The following is a 15,967-nucleotide window of genomic DNA, read 5'->3' as shown; positions in this document are numbered from 1 at the left end:
CCCTCCCTCTCCCCGTTCGTCACGGGGAGAGGGTTGGGGTGAGGGGCTCTATCCACGAGTAATGCTCGCGGTGAGTCCTGTACCCCCTCACCCGGAGTGCTTCGCACTCCGACCTCTCTCCGCAAGCGGGGAGAGGTATTAGATTTGAGAGAAGAGTCCGAAAGAATGGCGATCACGCTCTCTGGCGATCAGGCAATCCCCGCGCCGCCCTTGTCGTCGCGGCTGACCCCGGCGCAGGTCTGGGGCATCGCGCTGCTCGCGCCCTATCTGCTGGTCTTCCTCGCCTTCGTCGTCTATCCCGTCTGCTACGGGCTGTGGCTGGCGCGGGCACCGGCGAACTATGTCGCGCTCTACAACGACCCGATCTTCGCGCGCGCCGCGGTCAACACGCTGATCTTCCTGGTCATCGGCATCAACATCAAGATGCTGATCGCGCTGTTCCTGTCCGGCTTCTTCGCCCAGCAGCGCACCTGGATCAAATGGCTCTCGGTGATCTTCATCCTGCCCTGGGCGGTGCCGTCGATCCCGACCATCCTGTCGGTGCGTTTCATGCTCAACCCCGAATGGGGCGTGATCAACCACCTCATCTTCTCGTTCACCGGTGACGACGGCCCGAACTGGCTGAACGACCCGACGGTGGCGCTGACCATGGCGATCGGCGTCCACATCTGGAAATCGCTGCCGTTCTGGACGCTGATCCTGATCACCGGACGCCTTGCGATACCGCACGATCTGTTCGAGGCCGCCGAGGTGGATGGCGCGAGCTGGTGGCAGAAGTTCCGCTTCATCACCTGGCCGTCGATGCAGACGCTCTACATCACCTGCACGCTGCTCTCGATGATCTGGACGCTCGGCGATTTCAACAGCGTCTACCTCCTCACCGGCGGTGGCCCGGCCGACCTCACGCATGTGCTGGCGACGCTCGGCATCCGCTATCTCCGGCTCGACCAGCTCTCGCTGGCAATGGCATCGATCGTCTGCGCGATGCCGTTCGTCCTGCCGCTCGTGTACTTCATGATGAAACGGTTGTCGCGATGAAGCTCCCCTCCTTGCGCGAAGTCGCGACCGAAGCGCGGTTGCTGCTGATCGGCATTCCCGTCTTCATCTGGACGATGGTGCCGATCTATCACATGTTCCTGTTCGCGATCTCCCCGAAGGAGGACGCGTTCTCGGGCAAGCTGTGGCCCGACCATCCGACGCTGCACAACTTCGAGATCGTGTTCAAGCAGCAGCACTACTTCCTGCGCGACTTCTACGTGCAGTTCTGGAACTCGCTGGTGATCGCGGCGTCCGTCGGCGTGCTGACGCTGTTCATCGCGACCGCCGCCGCGTTCTCGATCTCGCGGCTGCGTGTGCCCGGCGGGCGCATCGTGATGAACCTGGCGCTCTTCACCTATTTCATCCCTGCGGCGTTCCTCGCCGTGCCGATGTACCGCACCATGGGCAATTACGGCCTCCTCAACAATCACTGGGCGCTGATCCTGGCCATGGTGACGATCGCCAGCCCCTACGCGATCTGGGTGCTGAAGCAGGCCTCCGACAAGCTGCCGGTCGAGCTGGATGAAGCCGCCGTGATGGACGGCGCCACCACGCTCCAGATCTTCCGGCTGGTCTATCTGCCGCTGATGATGCCCTCGCTGGTCGCGATCGGCACCTACGCGGTGCTGCTCGCCTGGAACGAATATCTCTACGCGTTCCTGCTGCTCTCGAACGACCGCGAGATCACGCTGCCCGTCGCGCTCGGCAACTTCCTCGCCGCCGACGATTCGCCGTGGGAGCTGTTGATGACCACCGGCTTCATCTACGCCCTGCCGCCGGCCGCGATCTACTACGCCTTCCGCCGCTACATGGTGGGCGGGCTCACGGCGGGCGCGGTGAAGTCCTAGGCGCCCTTCGTCATTGCGAGCGAAGCGAAGCAATCCAGACTGCATCCGCGGAGAGACCTGGATTGCTTCGTCGCAAGTGCTCCTCGCAATGACGGCAGGGCCTACAGCGGCGCCGCGCTCTCGCCCTGCGAGCTCGACAGCTTCGAGGCGAGCGAAGCAATGACGATGACCACCGCGATCAGGGCAATCACCAGCGTGCAGATCGCGTTGATCTCGGGCTTCACGCCAAGGCGCACCTCCGAATAGATCCGGATCGGCAAGGTCGCCGAGCCGGGACCGGTGGTGAAGCTCGCGATCACGAGATCATCGAGCGACAGCGTGAAGGCGAGCATCCAGCCGGCGACGATCGCGGGCGCGATCAACGGCAGCGTGACGGCCATGAACGCACGCACCGGGTTGCAGCCGAGGTCCATCGCCGCCTCCTCCAGCGAGCGGTCGAGCGAGCCGAGGCGGGACTGCACGACCACCGCAACGAAGCACATCGTCAGCGTGGTATGGGCGATCGTCACCGTCCAGAAGCCGCGCTCGGCGTTCAACGCCACGAACAAGAGCAGCAGCGACAATCCGGTGATCACCTCAGGCATCACCAGCGGCGCGTAGAGCATGCCGGAGAACAACGTCCGGCCGCGGAACCGCTCGCCGCGCGACAGCGCCACCGCGGCGAGCGTGCCGAGCAGCGTGGCGATGGTCGCCGAGGAGGTCGCGACCCGCAGGCTCATCCAGGCCGCCTCGATCATCGCGCGATCATTGAAGAACTCGTGATACCAGCGCAGCGACCAGCCGCCCCACACCGTCACCAGCCGCGAGGCGTTGAAGGAATAGATGACGAGAATGAGGATCGGCAGATAGAGGAACGCCAGCCCCAGCGCGAGCGAGGCGACATTGAAGCGGGACAGGCGAGAGACCTTGCGCATCGACTCACCGTCCCTGTTCCAGTTGTCGCTTCTGGAGCCGTTCGTACAGCAACAGCGGCACCAGCAGCACCACCAGCAGCACGATGGCCGCAGCGGAGGCGACCGGCCAGTCCTTGTTGGTGAAGAATTCGAGCCACAGGGTCTGGCCGATCATCAGCGAATTGGAGCCGGCCAGGAGGTCGGGGATCACGAACTCGCCGACGATGGGGATGAAGCACAAGAGCACGCCGGCGCCGACGCCGGGCAGCGACAGCGGGAAGGTGACGAGCCAGAACACCTGCCAGGGCGGCGCGCCGAGATCGGAGGCCGCCTCCTCCAGCGCCGGCTCCATCTTGGCGAGCGTGGCATAGAGCGGCAGGATCATGAACGGAAGATAAGAGTAGACGATGCCGATATACATCGCGGTATCGGTGGAGAGCCACACCACCGGCTGGCTGATCAGATGCAGCGCGAGCAGGATCTGATTGAGCAGGCCGTCGTGCTGAAGGATGTTGATCCAGGCATAGATGCGGATCAGGAACGAGGTCCAGAACGGCACGATCACCAGCACCATCACCACCGCCTGCCAGCGCTTCGGCAACCGCGCCATGCCATAGGCGATGGGATAGCCGATCAGGAGCAGCAGTGCCGTCGCCGTGACCGCGACGGTGAGGCTGCGCACATAGGCGTACACATAGATGTCATCGGAGCCGAGCAGCCTGAAATTGTCGAACGACAGCGCGGCAAAGGCTGCCTTGAGCGATTCCCACCCCGCCGTCAGGTCGAACACCGGTTCGTAGGGCGGCTGCGCGATCGCGGTCTGCGACAGGCTGATCTTCAGCACGAAGCCGAACGGTACCAGGAAGAACAACACCATCCAGACATAGGGAGCGATTGCGGCAAAGCGCGCCGGCCTCGCGAAGATGCGGCGGGAGCTCATGACGGCAACACCATGCAGTCGTCGGGCGTGAACCAGGCGACGACGTTCTGGTTCACGCTGTAGGCGTCGACGTCGAGGCGCGCGCTGTTGGCGACGGACGCCTGCACGATCCCGCCGGTGTCGAGCTTCACCTTGTAGGTGGTGGTGCCGCCGAGATAGCAGATGTCGGCGATCACGCCGTCGAGCTGGTTGATCGCCTTTGCCTGACCCGCCTCGCTCACCGGTCCGCGGCGCGAGAGCTTGACCTTCTCGGGACGGATCGCGACCGAAAATTTTCCCGCACCGACCGGTTCGCGCGGCTCGGCCACCACCAGCGCCCCCGCATCACGCGTGCCAATGACCAGACGATGACCGTCGCGCAATTTGGACTCGCCGTCGAACAGATTGATGTCGCCGACGAACTCCGCGATCCAGCGCGAGCGCGGCGCCTCGTAGAGCTCGCGGGGGCCAGCGACCTGGGCGAGCTTGCCGGCCTTCATCACGCCGATCCGGCTCGCCATCGTCATCGCCTCTTCCTGATCGTGGGTGACGATGATGAAGGTCATGCCGAGCCGGCGCTGGAGCTCCATCAACTCGCCTTGCGTGCTTTCGCGCAGCTTCTTGTCCAGCGCTGCAAGCGGCTCGTCGAGCAGCAGCAGTTGCGGGCGGCGTGCCAAAGCGCGGGCCAGCGCCACGCGCTGGCGCTGGCCGCCGGAGAGCTGGTCGGGCTTGCGCTTCTCGAGCCCCTCGAGCTTCACCAATGCGAGCATCTCCGCAACGCGCGTGGCGATGTCGGCGCGCGCCATGCCTGCACGCTTCAGGCCGAAGGCGATGTTGTCGCGCACCGAGAGGTGTGGAAACAACGCGTAGTTCTGGAACATCATGTTGATCGGGCGCTCATGCGGCAGCGCCTGCGCGATGTCCTTGCCGCCGAGCAGGATGCGCCCCTCGTCCGGCGCCTCGAAGCCGGCGAGCATGCGCAGAAGCGTGGTCTTGCCGCAGCCGCTCGGGCCAAGGAGGGCAAAGAACTCGCCGGCCTTGATGTCGAGTGACACGCCGTCCACGGCCCGGAACGTCCCGAACGTCTTGGCGACGCCCTCGATGCGCAGCAAAGGCTGACCCGCTACGGGAAATGCATCTCCGGCGGCCGTATCTGCCGCGACGTCCGTTCCGGGCAACTCTTCCGCCATGGTCCCTGCCAACCCCGATTCCGCCGCACGCTAGCGGCCGATCGGCCTTTGCTCAACCGGTTCGGGGCGATCGTTCACATCCGCCATGAACGCGGCCAGCGCGTCGCGGTCCGCTGCCGGCATGGTCAGACCGAGCTTGGAGCGGCGCCACAGGATGTCCTCCGGGAAGCGCGCCCATTCGTGGCCCATCAGATAGCGCACCTCGGCGCCGGTCAGTTCGGGGCCGAAGGCGGGACCGAGTTCGTCACGGCCCTTTGCCTCGCCGAGCACCATCGGCAGTCGCGAGCCGTAGGCCGCAACCAGGCGCTGGGCCTCCGGCTCCGAGAGAAAGCGCCAGCGGTCGCGCGCGAGGTCGACTTCGGTATCGAAACGATCCCAGGCGAAATCTCCGCCGGGCAGCGCCGCTCCGGCGGTCCAGCGCGGCGACATCGGATAGAACGGCGTCAGCCGCGTCACCGCCCGCTCCGCGCGCAGGCGCGAGGTGGTGACATCGCCGCCGAACATCGTGATCAGCGGCGCCTTGCGCCGGCGCGCATGGAACAGCGTCGTGCCGTCGCGTCCTCGCGCGGACGCCAGCGTCAGGTTGACGCCCGAGACAGTGCGGACCACGTCGGTCGGGGCGACGCGCTCGCGGAAATAGCGGCTGGCCGCTTCGCAGAGATAGCTGACGTCGGCGCCCGCCATCGCGACGATCGCGGGATCGCCGGTGAAAGCGTGCGTGACGGTGCCGATCAGCGTGAAGTCGCGCTCGAGGGGCCGGGCGAAGATCAGCCGTCCATCATTGTTCTGGAAGACGTAGACGTTCCCGGAATCGAACAGCCGCGGCACGATGATCTGGCTCATCTGCATGGCGGCCATGGCGGGCAGCGGCTGCCGCAGCACGGTGTCCGCCACCATCGACGTCCACCCGCCGGTGGCGTTGGCCAGCGCCCGCGCCGTGATCGCGCGGCGGTGGCCGCGATCGACCACTGCGAGCCGCCAGATGTCGGTTCGATCGGCGCGGACGCAGCGTGCTCCAGTCCGGATCGCGGCACCACGTTCGGCGGCATCCAGCGCCGTGAGCACCACCAGGCGGGAATCATCAACGACACAGTCCGAATATTCGAACGCCGTGCCGAACAGACGCCTCAGCGCGTTGCCGACGGGATGATGCGTGATGTCGAGCGTCGCCGTTACAGGCAGGCCGCTCCGGCTCGTCAGGCTGTCATAGAGGAACAGGCCGGCCCGCAGCAGCCATGGCGGACGCTCCTCGGAATGGGCGGGGATCACGAAGCGCATCGGCCGGACCAGGTGCGGCGCGATCCGGAGCCAGGTCCGGCGCTCGGCGAGCGCCCGGCGCACCCGCCAGAACCCGCGGCGCTCCAGCACCGACAGATCGCCATGGATCAGCCGCGGCGTCGCCGACGAGGCGGCACCGCCGAGATCGCCCTGCTCGAACAGAATGACCCGCAGGCCGCGGCCGGCCGCATCGCGCGCGAGGCTGACACCGTTCAGGCCGCCGCCGATGATCGCAAGGTCGTAGTCCGCCATGAAGCCGTCGAGAAGGAGCGAAACGAAACGCTCTCATCACTAGAGCCATTTCCGTTCCGATGGTATCGGAACGGGGCTCCAGATTCCTGTTTTGACGCGTTTTCTTGACGCGAGCCGGTTTCCACTTCGCTCGAAGACGCTCTAGCCGGTCTTGAGCGCAAGCTCCATGGCTTCGGCGCGGCCGACAAGGCCGGCATATTTCCCGATCGGCAGCGGCTTGCCGAGCAGATAGCCCTGCACGCCGTCGCAGCCCTCCTTGGCGAGGAAGGCCAGCTGGTCGAGCGTCTCGACGCCCTCGGCGACGATGGACATTTCGAGGCCGTGGCCGAGATCGATCACGGCGCGCACGATCGCCGCCGATTGCGGGTTGCGGCCGAGATTGATGATGAAGGCGCGGTCGATCTTGATCTTGTCGAACGGGAACGCCTGGAGATAGCTCAGCGAGGAATAGCCGCTGCCGAAATCGTCCATGGAGATGCGCACGCCGAGCGCCTTGAGCCGGCGCAACAGCGCCAGGCCGCGGTCGAAATCCTCGATCAGCACGCCCTCGGTGATCTCGAGCTCGAGCCGGCCGGGCGCGAGGCCGGTTTCGATCAGGATCGAATGGACCAGCCCGACCACGTCGCCGTGCATGAACTGCGCCGGCGACAGATTGACCGCGACCTGGAGCGGCTTCGGCCAGGACGCCGCCTCGCGGCAAGCCTCGCGCAGGATCCACTCGCCCATCTCGACGATCAGGCCGCTTTCCTCGGCGATCGGGATGAATTCGGCCGGCGAGACCTGGCCGCGCACCGGATGCTGCCAGCGCGCCAGCGCCTCGAAGCCGATGATCTCGCTCTCGGCGACGCTATGGCCGGCGGCCCCCTGCGGCTGGAAGGCGAGCGAGAGCTCGCCGTTCTTGATCGCCATCGACAGGTCCTGATGCAGCACGCGGCGATCGCGGATCTGCTGGTCCATCTCCGGCTGGTAGAGGCTGATCGTGCCGCGCGATTTCTGCTTGGCGCGGAACAGCGCCGCACCGGCATTGGCGAGCAGCGAGGCGCCGTCGGCGCCATTGTGCGGGAAGATCGACATGCCGGTGGTGACGCCGGCGCGGACCGGCCGGCCGTCGATCTGGAATTCCCGCGCGACGGCTTCGCCAAGCTGCTGCGCCAGCGCAAGACCCGCCTCCGGCTGCTTGCCGTCGATGATCAGGCCGAACTCGTCGCCGGACAGACGCGCCACCACGCCGCCACGCGCGGAGTCCTGGAGCCGCTGGGCCACCTCGATCAGGAGCTTGTCGCCGAGCGCATGGCCGAAGACGTCGTTGACCTCCTTGAGGCCGTCGAGATCGACGCAGAGGACGGCGAACTCCTCGCCGGTGCCTTCGCAGGCCTCGATCATCTGGGTCAGCGCCTGCAGGAAGGCGGCGCGGTTCGGCAGATCGGTGAGGCCGTCGTGATAGGCCATGTGCGCCATGCGCGACTCGGTCTGCCGGCGGTCGGTGACGTCTTCGTGGGTCTTGATCAGGTATTGCGGCTCGCCGGCATCGCTGAGCACGGTGGCGCGGCGGGTCAGGAACAGGCGCAGGCCGTCCTTGGTGGAGATCGGATGCTCCTCGGTGATCATCCCGCGCTTCTTGATCGCGGCCTCGTCGCGCGCGATGATCAGCTTGGCTTCCTTGGGATTGAAGATGTCGGACGCGGTCAGGCCCGTGGCTTCCTCGCGCCTGCGGTTGAGGATCGTCTCGGCGCTGCGGTTGGCGAGCAGATAGCGGCCGTCCTTGACCTGCTCGACGATCAGCGCCACCGGGATGTTGTCGACGACGAGCTCGAGGAATTTCTTGGTGCTCTCCAGCTCCTGCGACAGCGAGCGGCGATCGGTGATGTCCTCGAACACGAGCATCAGGAATTCGGGCTTGTTGTTCTCGTTGCGGACCACGATCCGGATCGAGGCCACCATGCGCCGTTCACCGCCGCGGTCGACCTCGAACTCGTTGCGGAACTGGCCGTCCGGCGCATTGAGCGCGGCCTGGTCGGTCGCCTCGATTCTGGCCGCCGAGACGGGGGCAAACAGCTCGCGCGCGTTCTTGCCGACGACCTGGTCCCGCGAGAAACCCCAGAACCGCTCATAGGCGCTGTTGGCGAAGATGTAGCAGCCGTCCTCGATGTTCTTCGCGGCAACGCAGGCCGGCACGTTGTCCAGCACCGTTTCCAGGAACTGCTTGGTCGAGGCGAGCTGCCGCGACAGCCTGCGCTGCTCGCTGACGTCCAGATGCGTCGCCACCGAGCCGCCGTTCGGCAGCACGAAATATTTCACCAGGATGGCCCGGCCATCAGGCAGTTCGGTGATCAGACCGTTGCTGCTTGACGCCTTGTCGTAGAACTCGTCGTCAGAGACGTCGCCGAGGACCCCGCGCTTGCGCCGCAGCTCGAGGAGCTCGTAGCCGTTCATGTTGGCCCAGACATCCGAGCGCGTCAGACCGTAGAGCTCGAGATAGCGGTCGTTGCAGAAGATGATGCGCCGCTGCGCATCGGTCATCACCACGCCCTGGTTGAGACTGTTCATGGCGGAGGAGACGAAGGCGTTGCGCCGCAGCTGCAACCGCCTGGTCCGGCGCAGTGCAGAGTGGATCCACAACGCGATTGCCACGAGGAACGCGCAGACGACGATGCCCCCGATCAGGGCTTCCCAGATCAGGTTGGGATCGAGCCTGTCGAGAGAGCTCGGCGGAGCGAAGCTGTCCGACAGCGCAAAGGCACGCGCAGGCGCGACCGTGCCGGCCAGGCACACGACGGCCTGCACAGCAATCGGCATCGTGCTGTCCGCGTGCCAGTTCTTCTCAGCCATCAGCCACCCGCGATTTCAACGTCGGATTGTCTGGCTTCACGGGTTTGGATCGGGTAAACGCCTGTACGCGCAACAGAAAAATGTCACGTGAAATACGGCAATTGCCCTGACATGATAAATGCTTCCTTAACGGAAAACGACCCCGCGCCTTCGTTCCCGGGCTTGATGCCACCGGCGCTTCCAGCGAACCTCCTGCACAACCATGGATAGGGTCGACTGCATCGTCATCGGAGCCGGCGTGGTCGGGCTCGCTGTGGCTCGAAAGCTGGCCCAGGCCGGGCGCGAGGTCATCGTGCTCGAGGAAGCCGAGGCCATCGGCACCATCACCTCCTCGCGCAACAGCGAGGTGATCCATGCCGGCATCTACTACCGCGCCGGGAGCTGGATGGCGCGCATGTGCGTCAGCGGCAAGCACGCGCTCTACCGCTACTGCGGCGAGCGTGGCATCCCGCATAAGAATTGCGGCAAGCTGATCGTCGCGACCAATGCGAAGGAAACCAAGAAGCTGCAATCGATCAAGGCGCACGCCGAGGCCAATGGCGTGCTCGACATGCAGTTGCTCACGGGCGAGGCCGCACGCGCGCTGGAGCCGGCGCTCGCCTGCGACGCCGCGCTGCTCTCGCCCTCGACCGGCATCATCGACAGTCACGCCTACATGCTCTCGCTGCGCGGTGAGGCCGAGGAAGCCGGCGCGGCCTTCGCGTTTCACACCCCGCTGATCCGCGCCAAGGCGGCCGCCGGCGTGATCGAGGTCGAGGCCGGCGGCGAGGCACCGATGGCGCTGCAATGCAGCCTGCTCGTCAACGCTGCGGGCCTGGCGGCGACAACGGTGGCGCGCAACATCGACGGCATGCCGCTGGACCGGATTCCGCCGGCCTATCTCGCCAAGGGAAATTACTTCAGCTGCAATGCCAAGGCGCCGTTCTCGCACCTGATCTATCCGGTGCCCGAGCCCGGCGGCCTCGGCGTGCATCTGACGCTGGACATGGCAGGGCAGGCGCGTTTCGGCCCTGACGTCGAGTGGATCGAGACGATCAACTACGAGGTCGATCCGTCACGCGCCGATCGCTTCTATCCGGCAATCCGGCGATACTGGCCGACGCTGCCTGACGGCGCGTTGATGCCGAGCTATTCGGGCATCCGCCCGAAGATCGTGCCGCCGGCGGTCGCCACGCAGGATTTCCTGATGCTGGGCCCGCGCGATCACGGCGTCGAAGGCCTGATCAACCTGTTCGGTATCGAATCGCCGGGACTGACGTCCTCGCTCGCGATCGCGGATCACGTCGCCGAGCTCGCAGGAATCTAGGACGCCGCGCAAATGTCCTTGCGCGGTTTGCACCTTCCAACAGGGATGAGCGCAACAGGTCTCACCCCTGCCTGAAAGGGTACGATCAAACTTTGCACTGTTACGGGGTTTACTAGTGAAGCGTGTCGCTAGTTTGCTTCAGACGCTCGATCTGGTCCTTGACCATCAACTTCCGGCGCTTCAACTCAACAATTTGCAGGTCGTCTGTTGAAAGGTGCACGAGAGCTTCGTGCAATTCGTTTTCGAGAGTTTTGTGCTTCCGTTCCAATTCAACCAGATGTGCCTGAATTGTCATTCGAAACCTCCTCGGTAGGGGTGACCTTGGATTCGATCCGGACGAGCAAGTGTACATCACCGATTCGTTCTGTCGACGAATATCCGTCGTCGCAATGTCATTTTTGAAAATTCATATGTAACGAAGCGTGAGTAAGGAACCACGTTGGGAAAAATCCATGATATCAATGCGCTTGCGCAAGCGCCGCAGCGAACCGTCGAAATATCTTGCGAGAGATCGGTGAGCGACGGCCCGAGATCGCTTGCGGTCACGGCGCGCAAGGACGATAATTTCCACAGGGCATCCACAGCCTTAATCTCAATCTCACGCCTACCGGTTTTTCGGCCACCGCAGACATGACCCATGAAGACGAGCGCGAACTCGAAGCCGAGCTCGCCCGGTTGCAGCAGGAACACCGAGATCTCGATGCCGCGATCGATGCATTGCATCAATCGCCTGCCCCCGACCTATTGCGGTTACAGCGGCTGAAGAAGCGCAAGCTGTTGTTGCGCGACCGCATCGCCTTCATCGAAGACCAGATCACGCCTGACATCATCGCCTGATCCCCAGCGGCTTTTCGCGGCAGGGCGCCGCAGGTGAATCCGCTTGACTCCAAAAGAACAAAATAGGAACATTCTAACATCCAACGCCCCCAGGAAACGCCCAGAGAAGCGCCCAAGGAACCAGCAAGGACAACGCAGATGTCGGCAACCGCCCTTTTGGACAACAGCCATTATGAACAGGCCTGCGATCAGGCGATCGCGATGTGCGACGGCAATCTGCGCAGCACCATCAAGGCGCTGATCATGGCCAACGAATATCTGGAGGCGGAGCTCGAGGAATTGCAGGCGGCGATTTCAGCCGGCTGCATTCCGGAGACCTCTCGCAGCAAGGCGCGGAGCAGCGCCGCCTGATGTTGATGACCGGAGCAACGCCATGTCGGACGTCACCTACTACGTTGCAATGCCCTTCCTGATCGATGACGACGGATCACCGGTCGCCGGCGCCGCAGAGGAATGTCAGTCCTCGACGGCTGCGCTGCGGCGCGCCGAGATTCTGGCGCGCGGTGCCGGCCACATCGGCGCGGTCGCATTCTGCCGCAGCGGAGATCCCATGACCGGCGAATTCGGCGACGCCACGCTGCTGCGCAAATTCGGCAACGTGCCGGAAGATCTGGCCACGCTGTAGAGTCAGTTGCTGACGAGCCTGATCCGCGGCTCGTGCCGCCGGCGCGCCTTGCGCACATACATTGCGGCATCCGCTTCCTCCAGGGCGCGACCCGCGTCGGAGTGCGCCCCCAGCAATGCGACGCCGGCAGAGGCGCCCGCGGTCACATGCTGGTCGCGGAAGACAAAGGACAATTCGTCGATCGCCTGCTCGAAGACCGCGGCCTTCGCCTTGGCATCGGTCTCGTTGAGATTCCACAGCAGCAGCGCGAACTCGTCGCCGCCGAGTCGGCCGACCACGTCGGAGGCGCGGACCTGCCGCGTCAGCGCGCCGACGATCGCCTTGAGCACCTCGTCGCCGGCGGCGTGGCCGAAGGAATCGTTGATCGGCTTCAGCCGATCGACATCGAGCACGATCAGCGCGCCGCTGGCGTGATATCGCTTCATGTAGGCAATGGCGCGCGTGAGCTCGCGCTCGAAGCCGCGCCGGTTCGGAATCTCGAGCAGGAAATCGGTGTCGGCGGCCGCCTCGAGTTCGGCAACGCGCTGCAAGGCCTGCTTGAGCTTGGACCGCAGGCCGCGGATGACCTTGGCAGCGACGTTGCCCCCATCATCGGCCGACGCTCCGCGCCGCGGCGCCTTGACCCCACGCCTGACTGAACGCTTGGGGGCGGCATTGGATCGGCTGGCACTGATCTTCCGGCCCTTTTTGGCCTTCGCAGCGCTTGCCCTTTTTGGTTTCTTCATGGGCATCCTGCTCAATGAAGGCTTGCGGGGATTCACCAAGACAGGATAGTGCATTCCCTTCTCCTTGCCACCGCCTTGCGAGCCGCCGGCCGGAACCGTTAATCTGGCCTATGTTTCTGTTTTCCCGAGCACAATTAACGTCATGACCGCGCCGATCGCCATCATCATGGGAAGTCAGTCGGATTGGGACACGATGCGGCATGCCGCCGACACGCTTGAGGCGCTCGGCGTTGCCGCCGAGACCCGCATCGTTTCGGCCCACCGCACCCCCGACCGGCTGGTCGCTTTCGCCAAGGGTGCCAAGGCGGCGGGTTACAAGATCATCATCGCCGGCGCGGGCGGCGCTGCACATTTACCGGGCATGGCGGCGGCGCTGACGGAACTCCCGGTCTTCGGCGTTCCCGTCGAATCGAAGACGCTCAAGGGCGTCGATTCGCTCTATTCGATCGTGCAGATGCCCGCGGGCATCCCGGTCGGCACCCTTGCCATCGGCAAGGCCGGCGCGATCAACGCGGCGCTGCTCGCTGCCGCCGTGCTGGCATTGTCCGACCCGGCCTTGTCCGACCGCCTCGCCGCTTGGCGCAAGGCGCAGACCGAGGCGGTTGCCGAGCGCCCGGAGGACAAGGCGTGACTGACGCAAAGCAGGTGAAGCTGAAGCCCGGCGACACCATCGGAATCCTCGGCGGCGGACAATTGGGGCGAATGCTGGCGATGGCCGCGGCGCGGCTCGGCCTGCGCTGCCAGGTGTTCTCGCCCGATCCTGATTCCCCGGCCTTCGACGTCGTGCTGAACGCGACCTGCGCCGAATATGCCGACGTCGAGGCGCTCGAGCTGTTCGCCAACGACGTCGACGTCATCACCTACGAATTCGAGAACGTGCCGGCCGCCGCCGCGATGGTGCTGGACGCACGCCGCCCCGTGCTGCCCAACCGCAAGATCCTGGAGACCACCCAGGACCGGCTCGCCGAGAAGGATTTCGTGACGCGGCTCGGCATCGGCACCGCAGCTTATGCCGACGTCACCTCCGTTCCCTCGTTGCGCGAGGCGATTCTGAGGATCGGTCTTCCGGCCGTGCTGAAGACCCGCCGCTTCGGCTATGACGGCAAGGGCCAGGCCATCATCCGTGAGGGCGACGACATCGCCAAGGTCTGGACCAGCCTCGCCACCAAGTCGGCGATCCTGGAGGCCTTCGTGCCGTTCGAGCGCGAGATCTCCGTGATCGCCGCGCGCTCGGCTGCGGGTCAGGTGGAGTGTTTCGACGTCACCGAGAACGAGCACCGCGACCACATCCTGAAGATATCGCGCGCGCCCGCGCCGATCCCGGACGCGCTTGCCGAAGAAGCGCGCAGCATCGCGAGCAAGATCGCAAGCGCGCTCGACTATGTCGGCGTGCTGGCGGTGGAGATGTTCGTGCTTGCCAATGGCACCGGACCGAAGGTGCTGGTCAACGAGATCGCCCCGCGCGTGCACAATTCCGGACACTGGACTCTCGACGGCGCCTCCATCTCGCAGTTCGAGCAGCACATCCGCGCCATCGCCGGCTGGTCGCTCGGCAAGCCGGTGCGCCACGGCGAGATCGTCACCATGACCAACCTGATCGGCGACGAGATCAACGACTACGAGAAATGGCTGAGCGTTCCGGGCGCGACCATCCACATCTACGGCAAGGGCGGACCGCGCCCCGGCCGCAAGATGGGCCATGTCACCGAAGTCCGGCCGCCCCTGGAGAAGTGACGGGACCGCGGCAACTGCCGCGATCCCGTTTGCCGACTAGATTTGCTTCGACGCGTTTTCTTGACGCGAACCGGTATCCACTTCGCTCGAAAATACTCTAGGCCGGCTTCACGCCTGCGACGACGCCGGTGGGCTCCTCGCTGAGCCAGCGATAGATCACCCCGCCAAGCGCGCCGCCGATCAGTGGCGCGACCCAGAACAGCCAGAGCTGCGCCAGCGCCCAGCCGCCGACGAACAGCGCGGGGCCCGTGCTGCGCGCCGGGTTCACCGACGTGTTGGTGACGGGAATGCTGACGAGATGGATCATCACCAGCGCGAGCCCGATCGCGAGCGGCGCAAAGCCCGCGGGCGCGCGGCCGTGAGTTGCGCCCATGATGACGAACAGGAACATCATGGTCATCACCACCTCGGTGATGAAGCAGACCATCATGCTGTATTGGCCGGGCGAATGCGCATCATACCCGTTCGACGCGAAGCCCTTGGTGACGTCGAAGCCTGGGGCGCCGCTGGCGATGACGTAGAGCAGTTCGGCGGCAACAATCGCACCGCAGACCTGCGCGATCACGTAGGGCAGGATCTGGCCGGCCGGAAAGCGCCCGCCGGCGGCAAGGCCGACCGTGACGGCCGGATTGAGATGACAGCCCGAGATGTGACCGATCGCGTAGGCCATGGTGACGACGCTTAAGCCGAACGCCAGGGACACGCCGACCAGGCCGATTCCGACCTGCGGGAAGCCGGCCGCGATCACCGCACTGCCACAGCCTGCGAATGTGAGCCAGAAGGTGCCGATGGCCTCGGCAGCATATTTCTTCATATCCATGTGTCGTCCCCTCATTTCAAAGTTTCCGGAACAAAGCTCCGGTCACAGCCCCGTCAAAGACGCCAAATCTCCCAAATCGGGGCCGCACAGAGGTCTTTTCGCCTTATTTAATGGCTGAACTTGGCCCGAAACCCCGCTTGGCAGGTGGACATCCAGGGTTTTGTCTGATACATCCGCGCGCTCAAGGCTAAGGGCTTGCGCGTTTTGCCATCCCCTTTGACTTACCAGAATTCAAATCCTGTCCACTGAAGAGGATGCCGCGTGCAGGTTCTCGTTCGCGATAACAATGTCGATCAAGCCCTCAAGGCGCTGAAGAAGAAGATGCAGCGCGAGGGTATTTTCCGCGAGATGAAGCTCCGCGGTCACTACGAAAAGCCCTCCGAGAAGAAGGCTCGCGAAAAGGCCGAAGCCGTGCGCCGCGCGCGCAAGCTGGCCCGCAAGAAGCTCCAGCGTGAAGGCTTGCTGCCGATGAAGCCGAAGCCGGTGTTCGGCGCTGGCCCCGGTGGCGAGCGCGGCGGCCGTGGCGGCCCGGGTGCAGGTCCGCGCGGACCGCGCTGATTTGCCGAATTTGTAAGACCTCAGTTTTCGATAACGCGGGCCGCTGGCCCGCGTTATTGTTTGTGAGCGGTGCCTTTCTGGGACGGGGCACTACCGATGCGGCACCGGCGCGAGC

Annotated in this window: 17 protein-coding genes; 9 read left to right on the top strand and 8 right to left on the bottom strand. The window is 64.8% G+C overall.

What is annotated here, in order from left to right; all coding sequences use genetic code 11:
* Positions 1 to 165 precede the first annotated feature (165 nt).
* Together BM118_RS18290 and BM118_RS18285 are read left to right on the top strand one after the other, a co-directional pair.
* A complete protein-coding gene (locus BM118_RS18290; protein ID WP_092186871.1) occupies positions 166 to 1,038 on the top strand; it encodes a carbohydrate ABC transporter permease in 873 nt (290 codons plus the stop codon).
* Positions 1,035 to 1,886: a carbohydrate ABC transporter permease gene (locus BM118_RS18285; RefSeq protein ID WP_092186870.1), complete on the top strand. Its 852-nt coding sequence runs from the start codon at positions 1,035 to 1,037 to the stop codon at positions 1,884 to 1,886. Before BM118_RS18290 ends, BM118_RS18285 begins: the two co-directional genes overlap by 4 nt.
* Positions 1,887 to 1,987: 101 nt before the next feature.
* Here BM118_RS18285 and BM118_RS18280 read toward each other — a convergent pair whose 3' ends face one another.
* From BM118_RS18280 to BM118_RS18255, 5 genes are all read right to left on the bottom strand, one after another.
* Positions 1,988 to 2,800, bottom strand: a complete 813-nt coding sequence (locus tag BM118_RS18280) for an ABC transporter permease (protein WP_092186869.1) — start codon at positions 2,798 to 2,800, stop codon at positions 1,988 to 1,990.
* Between the two features lie 4 nt (positions 2,801 to 2,804).
* On the bottom strand, positions 2,805 to 3,719 hold the full coding sequence (locus BM118_RS18275; protein ID WP_092186868.1) for an ABC transporter permease: 915 nt from the start codon (positions 3,717 to 3,719) through the stop codon (positions 2,805 to 2,807).
* Entirely contained in the window at positions 3,716 to 4,888 is a 1,173-nt protein-coding gene (locus BM118_RS18270; protein WP_092186867.1) for an ABC transporter ATP-binding protein, read from the bottom strand. Before BM118_RS18270 ends, BM118_RS18275 begins: the two co-directional genes overlap by 4 nt.
* Before the next feature lie 30 nt (positions 4,889 to 4,918).
* Complete coding sequence (locus tag BM118_RS18265) at positions 4,919 to 6,418, bottom strand: glycerol-3-phosphate dehydrogenase (RefSeq protein WP_092186866.1); 1,500 nt, start codon at positions 6,416 to 6,418, stop codon at positions 4,919 to 4,921.
* A 141-nt stretch (positions 6,419 to 6,559) separates the two neighbouring features.
* Entirely contained in the window at positions 6,560 to 9,247 is a 2,688-nt protein-coding gene (locus tag BM118_RS18255) for a sensor domain-containing protein (RefSeq protein WP_092186864.1), read from the bottom strand.
* 202 nt (positions 9,248 to 9,449) lie between these two features.
* Here BM118_RS18255 and BM118_RS18250 point away from each other — a divergent pair, with 202 nt between their 5' ends.
* The gene (locus BM118_RS18250; RefSeq protein WP_092186863.1) at positions 9,450 to 10,553 is read left to right on the top strand and encodes an NAD(P)/FAD-dependent oxidoreductase; all 1,104 of its coding nucleotides are present in this window, start codon (positions 9,450 to 9,452) and stop codon (positions 10,551 to 10,553) included.
* Positions 10,554 to 10,665: 112 nt separating this feature from the next.
* Here BM118_RS18250 and BM118_RS18245 read toward each other — a convergent pair whose 3' ends face one another.
* Positions 10,666 to 10,848 (bottom strand): YdcH family protein, encoded by a 183-nt coding sequence (locus tag BM118_RS18245; RefSeq protein WP_027545540.1) that lies wholly within the window; start codon positions 10,846 to 10,848, stop codon positions 10,666 to 10,668.
* Between the two features lie 335 nt (positions 10,849 to 11,183).
* Here BM118_RS18245 and BM118_RS18235 point away from each other — a divergent pair, with 335 nt between their 5' ends.
* From BM118_RS18235 to BM118_RS18225, 3 genes are all read left to right on the top strand, one after another.
* Positions 11,184 to 11,390 (top strand): YdcH family protein, encoded by a 207-nt coding sequence (locus BM118_RS18235; RefSeq protein ID WP_027545541.1) that lies wholly within the window; start codon positions 11,184 to 11,186, stop codon positions 11,388 to 11,390.
* 138 nt (positions 11,391 to 11,528) lie between these two features.
* On the top strand, positions 11,529 to 11,741 hold the full coding sequence (locus BM118_RS18230) for a hypothetical protein (protein ID WP_027545542.1): 213 nt from the start codon (positions 11,529 to 11,531) through the stop codon (positions 11,739 to 11,741).
* Between the two features lie 22 nt (positions 11,742 to 11,763).
* Positions 11,764 to 12,015, top strand: coding sequence for a hypothetical protein (locus tag BM118_RS18225; protein WP_011089849.1), 252 nt, complete (start codon positions 11,764 to 11,766; stop codon positions 12,013 to 12,015).
* Between the two features lie 2 nt (positions 12,016 to 12,017).
* Here the strand turns inward: BM118_RS18225 and BM118_RS18220 are convergent, their stop codons facing one another.
* On the bottom strand, positions 12,018 to 12,740 hold the full coding sequence (locus BM118_RS18220; RefSeq protein ID WP_177234414.1) for a GGDEF domain-containing protein: 723 nt from the start codon (positions 12,738 to 12,740) through the stop codon (positions 12,018 to 12,020).
* A gap of 142 nt (positions 12,741 to 12,882) precedes the next feature.
* Between BM118_RS18220 and purE the strand changes: the two genes are divergently transcribed.
* Positions 12,883 to 13,371, top strand: coding sequence for a 5-(carboxyamino)imidazole ribonucleotide mutase (gene purE / locus BM118_RS18215; protein WP_011089851.1), 489 nt, complete (start codon positions 12,883 to 12,885; stop codon positions 13,369 to 13,371).
* On the top strand, positions 13,368 to 14,474 hold the full coding sequence (locus BM118_RS18210; protein WP_092186860.1) for a 5-(carboxyamino)imidazole ribonucleotide synthase: 1,107 nt from the start codon (positions 13,368 to 13,370) through the stop codon (positions 14,472 to 14,474). The genes purE and BM118_RS18210 overlap by 4 nt, the downstream gene beginning before the upstream one ends.
* A gap of 97 nt (positions 14,475 to 14,571) precedes the next feature.
* On the opposite strand, the gene aqpZ is transcribed toward BM118_RS18210, so the two are convergent.
* Complete coding sequence (gene aqpZ, locus BM118_RS18205) at positions 14,572 to 15,294, bottom strand: aquaporin Z (protein ID WP_092186859.1); 723 nt, start codon at positions 15,292 to 15,294, stop codon at positions 14,572 to 14,574.
* A gap of 261 nt (positions 15,295 to 15,555) precedes the next feature.
* Between aqpZ and rpsU the strand changes: the two genes are divergently transcribed.
* Entirely contained in the window at positions 15,556 to 15,852 is a 297-nt protein-coding gene (gene rpsU, locus BM118_RS18200) for a 30S ribosomal protein S21 (RefSeq protein ID WP_027545547.1), read from the top strand.
* Positions 15,853 to 15,967: the final 115 nt, after the last annotated feature.

This window comes from Bradyrhizobium sp. cf659, assembly GCF_900113725.1.
Taxonomy (GTDB): domain Bacteria; phylum Pseudomonadota; class Alphaproteobacteria; order Rhizobiales; family Xanthobacteraceae; genus Bradyrhizobium.
The sequence above is the reverse complement of the archived record's forward strand: the minus strand, read 5'-3'. Positions and strand labels throughout refer to the sequence as shown.

What these genes read in the sequence shown, in the direction of transcription:
- BM118_RS18230 (WP_027545542.1), top strand. Translation starts at nt 11,529, where the DNA reads ATGTCGGCAACCGCCCTTTTGGACAACAGCCATTATGAACAGGCCTGC.
- BM118_RS18245 (WP_027545540.1), bottom strand. Translation starts at nt 10,848, where the DNA reads ATGACAATTCAGGCACATCTGGTTGAATTGGAACGGAAGCACAAAACT.
- BM118_RS18250 (WP_092186863.1), top strand. Translation starts at nt 9,450, where the DNA reads ATGGATAGGGTCGACTGCATCGTCATCGGAGCCGGCGTGGTCGGGCTC.
- BM118_RS18225 (WP_011089849.1), top strand. Translation starts at nt 11,764, where the DNA reads ATGTCGGACGTCACCTACTACGTTGCAATGCCCTTCCTGATCGATGAC.
- BM118_RS18285 (WP_092186870.1), top strand. Translation starts at nt 1,035, where the DNA reads ATGAAGCTCCCCTCCTTGCGCGAAGTCGCGACCGAAGCGCGGTTGCTG.
- BM118_RS18275 (WP_092186868.1), bottom strand. Translation starts at nt 3,719, where the DNA reads ATGAGCTCCCGCCGCATCTTCGCGAGGCCGGCGCGCTTTGCCGCAATC.
- BM118_RS18235 (WP_027545541.1), top strand. Translation starts at nt 11,184, where the DNA reads ATGACCCATGAAGACGAGCGCGAACTCGAAGCCGAGCTCGCCCGGTTG.
- purE (WP_011089851.1), top strand. Translation starts at nt 12,883, where the DNA reads ATGACCGCGCCGATCGCCATCATCATGGGAAGTCAGTCGGATTGGGAC.
- BM118_RS18270 (WP_092186867.1), bottom strand. Translation starts at nt 4,888, where the DNA reads ATGGCGGAAGAGTTGCCCGGAACGGACGTCGCGGCAGATACGGCCGCC.
- BM118_RS18220 (WP_177234414.1), bottom strand. Translation starts at nt 12,740, where the DNA reads ATGAAGAAACCAAAAAGGGCAAGCGCTGCGAAGGCCAAAAAGGGCCGG.
- BM118_RS18280 (WP_092186869.1), bottom strand. Translation starts at nt 2,800, where the DNA reads ATGCGCAAGGTCTCTCGCCTGTCCCGCTTCAATGTCGCCTCGCTCGCG.
- BM118_RS18290 (WP_092186871.1), top strand. Translation starts at nt 166, where the DNA reads ATGGCGATCACGCTCTCTGGCGATCAGGCAATCCCCGCGCCGCCCTTG.
- BM118_RS18255 (WP_092186864.1), bottom strand. Translation starts at nt 9,247, where the DNA reads ATGGCTGAGAAGAACTGGCACGCGGACAGCACGATGCCGATTGCTGTG.
- BM118_RS18265 (WP_092186866.1), bottom strand. Translation starts at nt 6,418, where the DNA reads ATGGCGGACTACGACCTTGCGATCATCGGCGGCGGCCTGAACGGTGTC.
- aqpZ (WP_092186859.1), bottom strand. Translation starts at nt 15,294, where the DNA reads ATGGATATGAAGAAATATGCTGCCGAGGCCATCGGCACCTTCTGGCTC.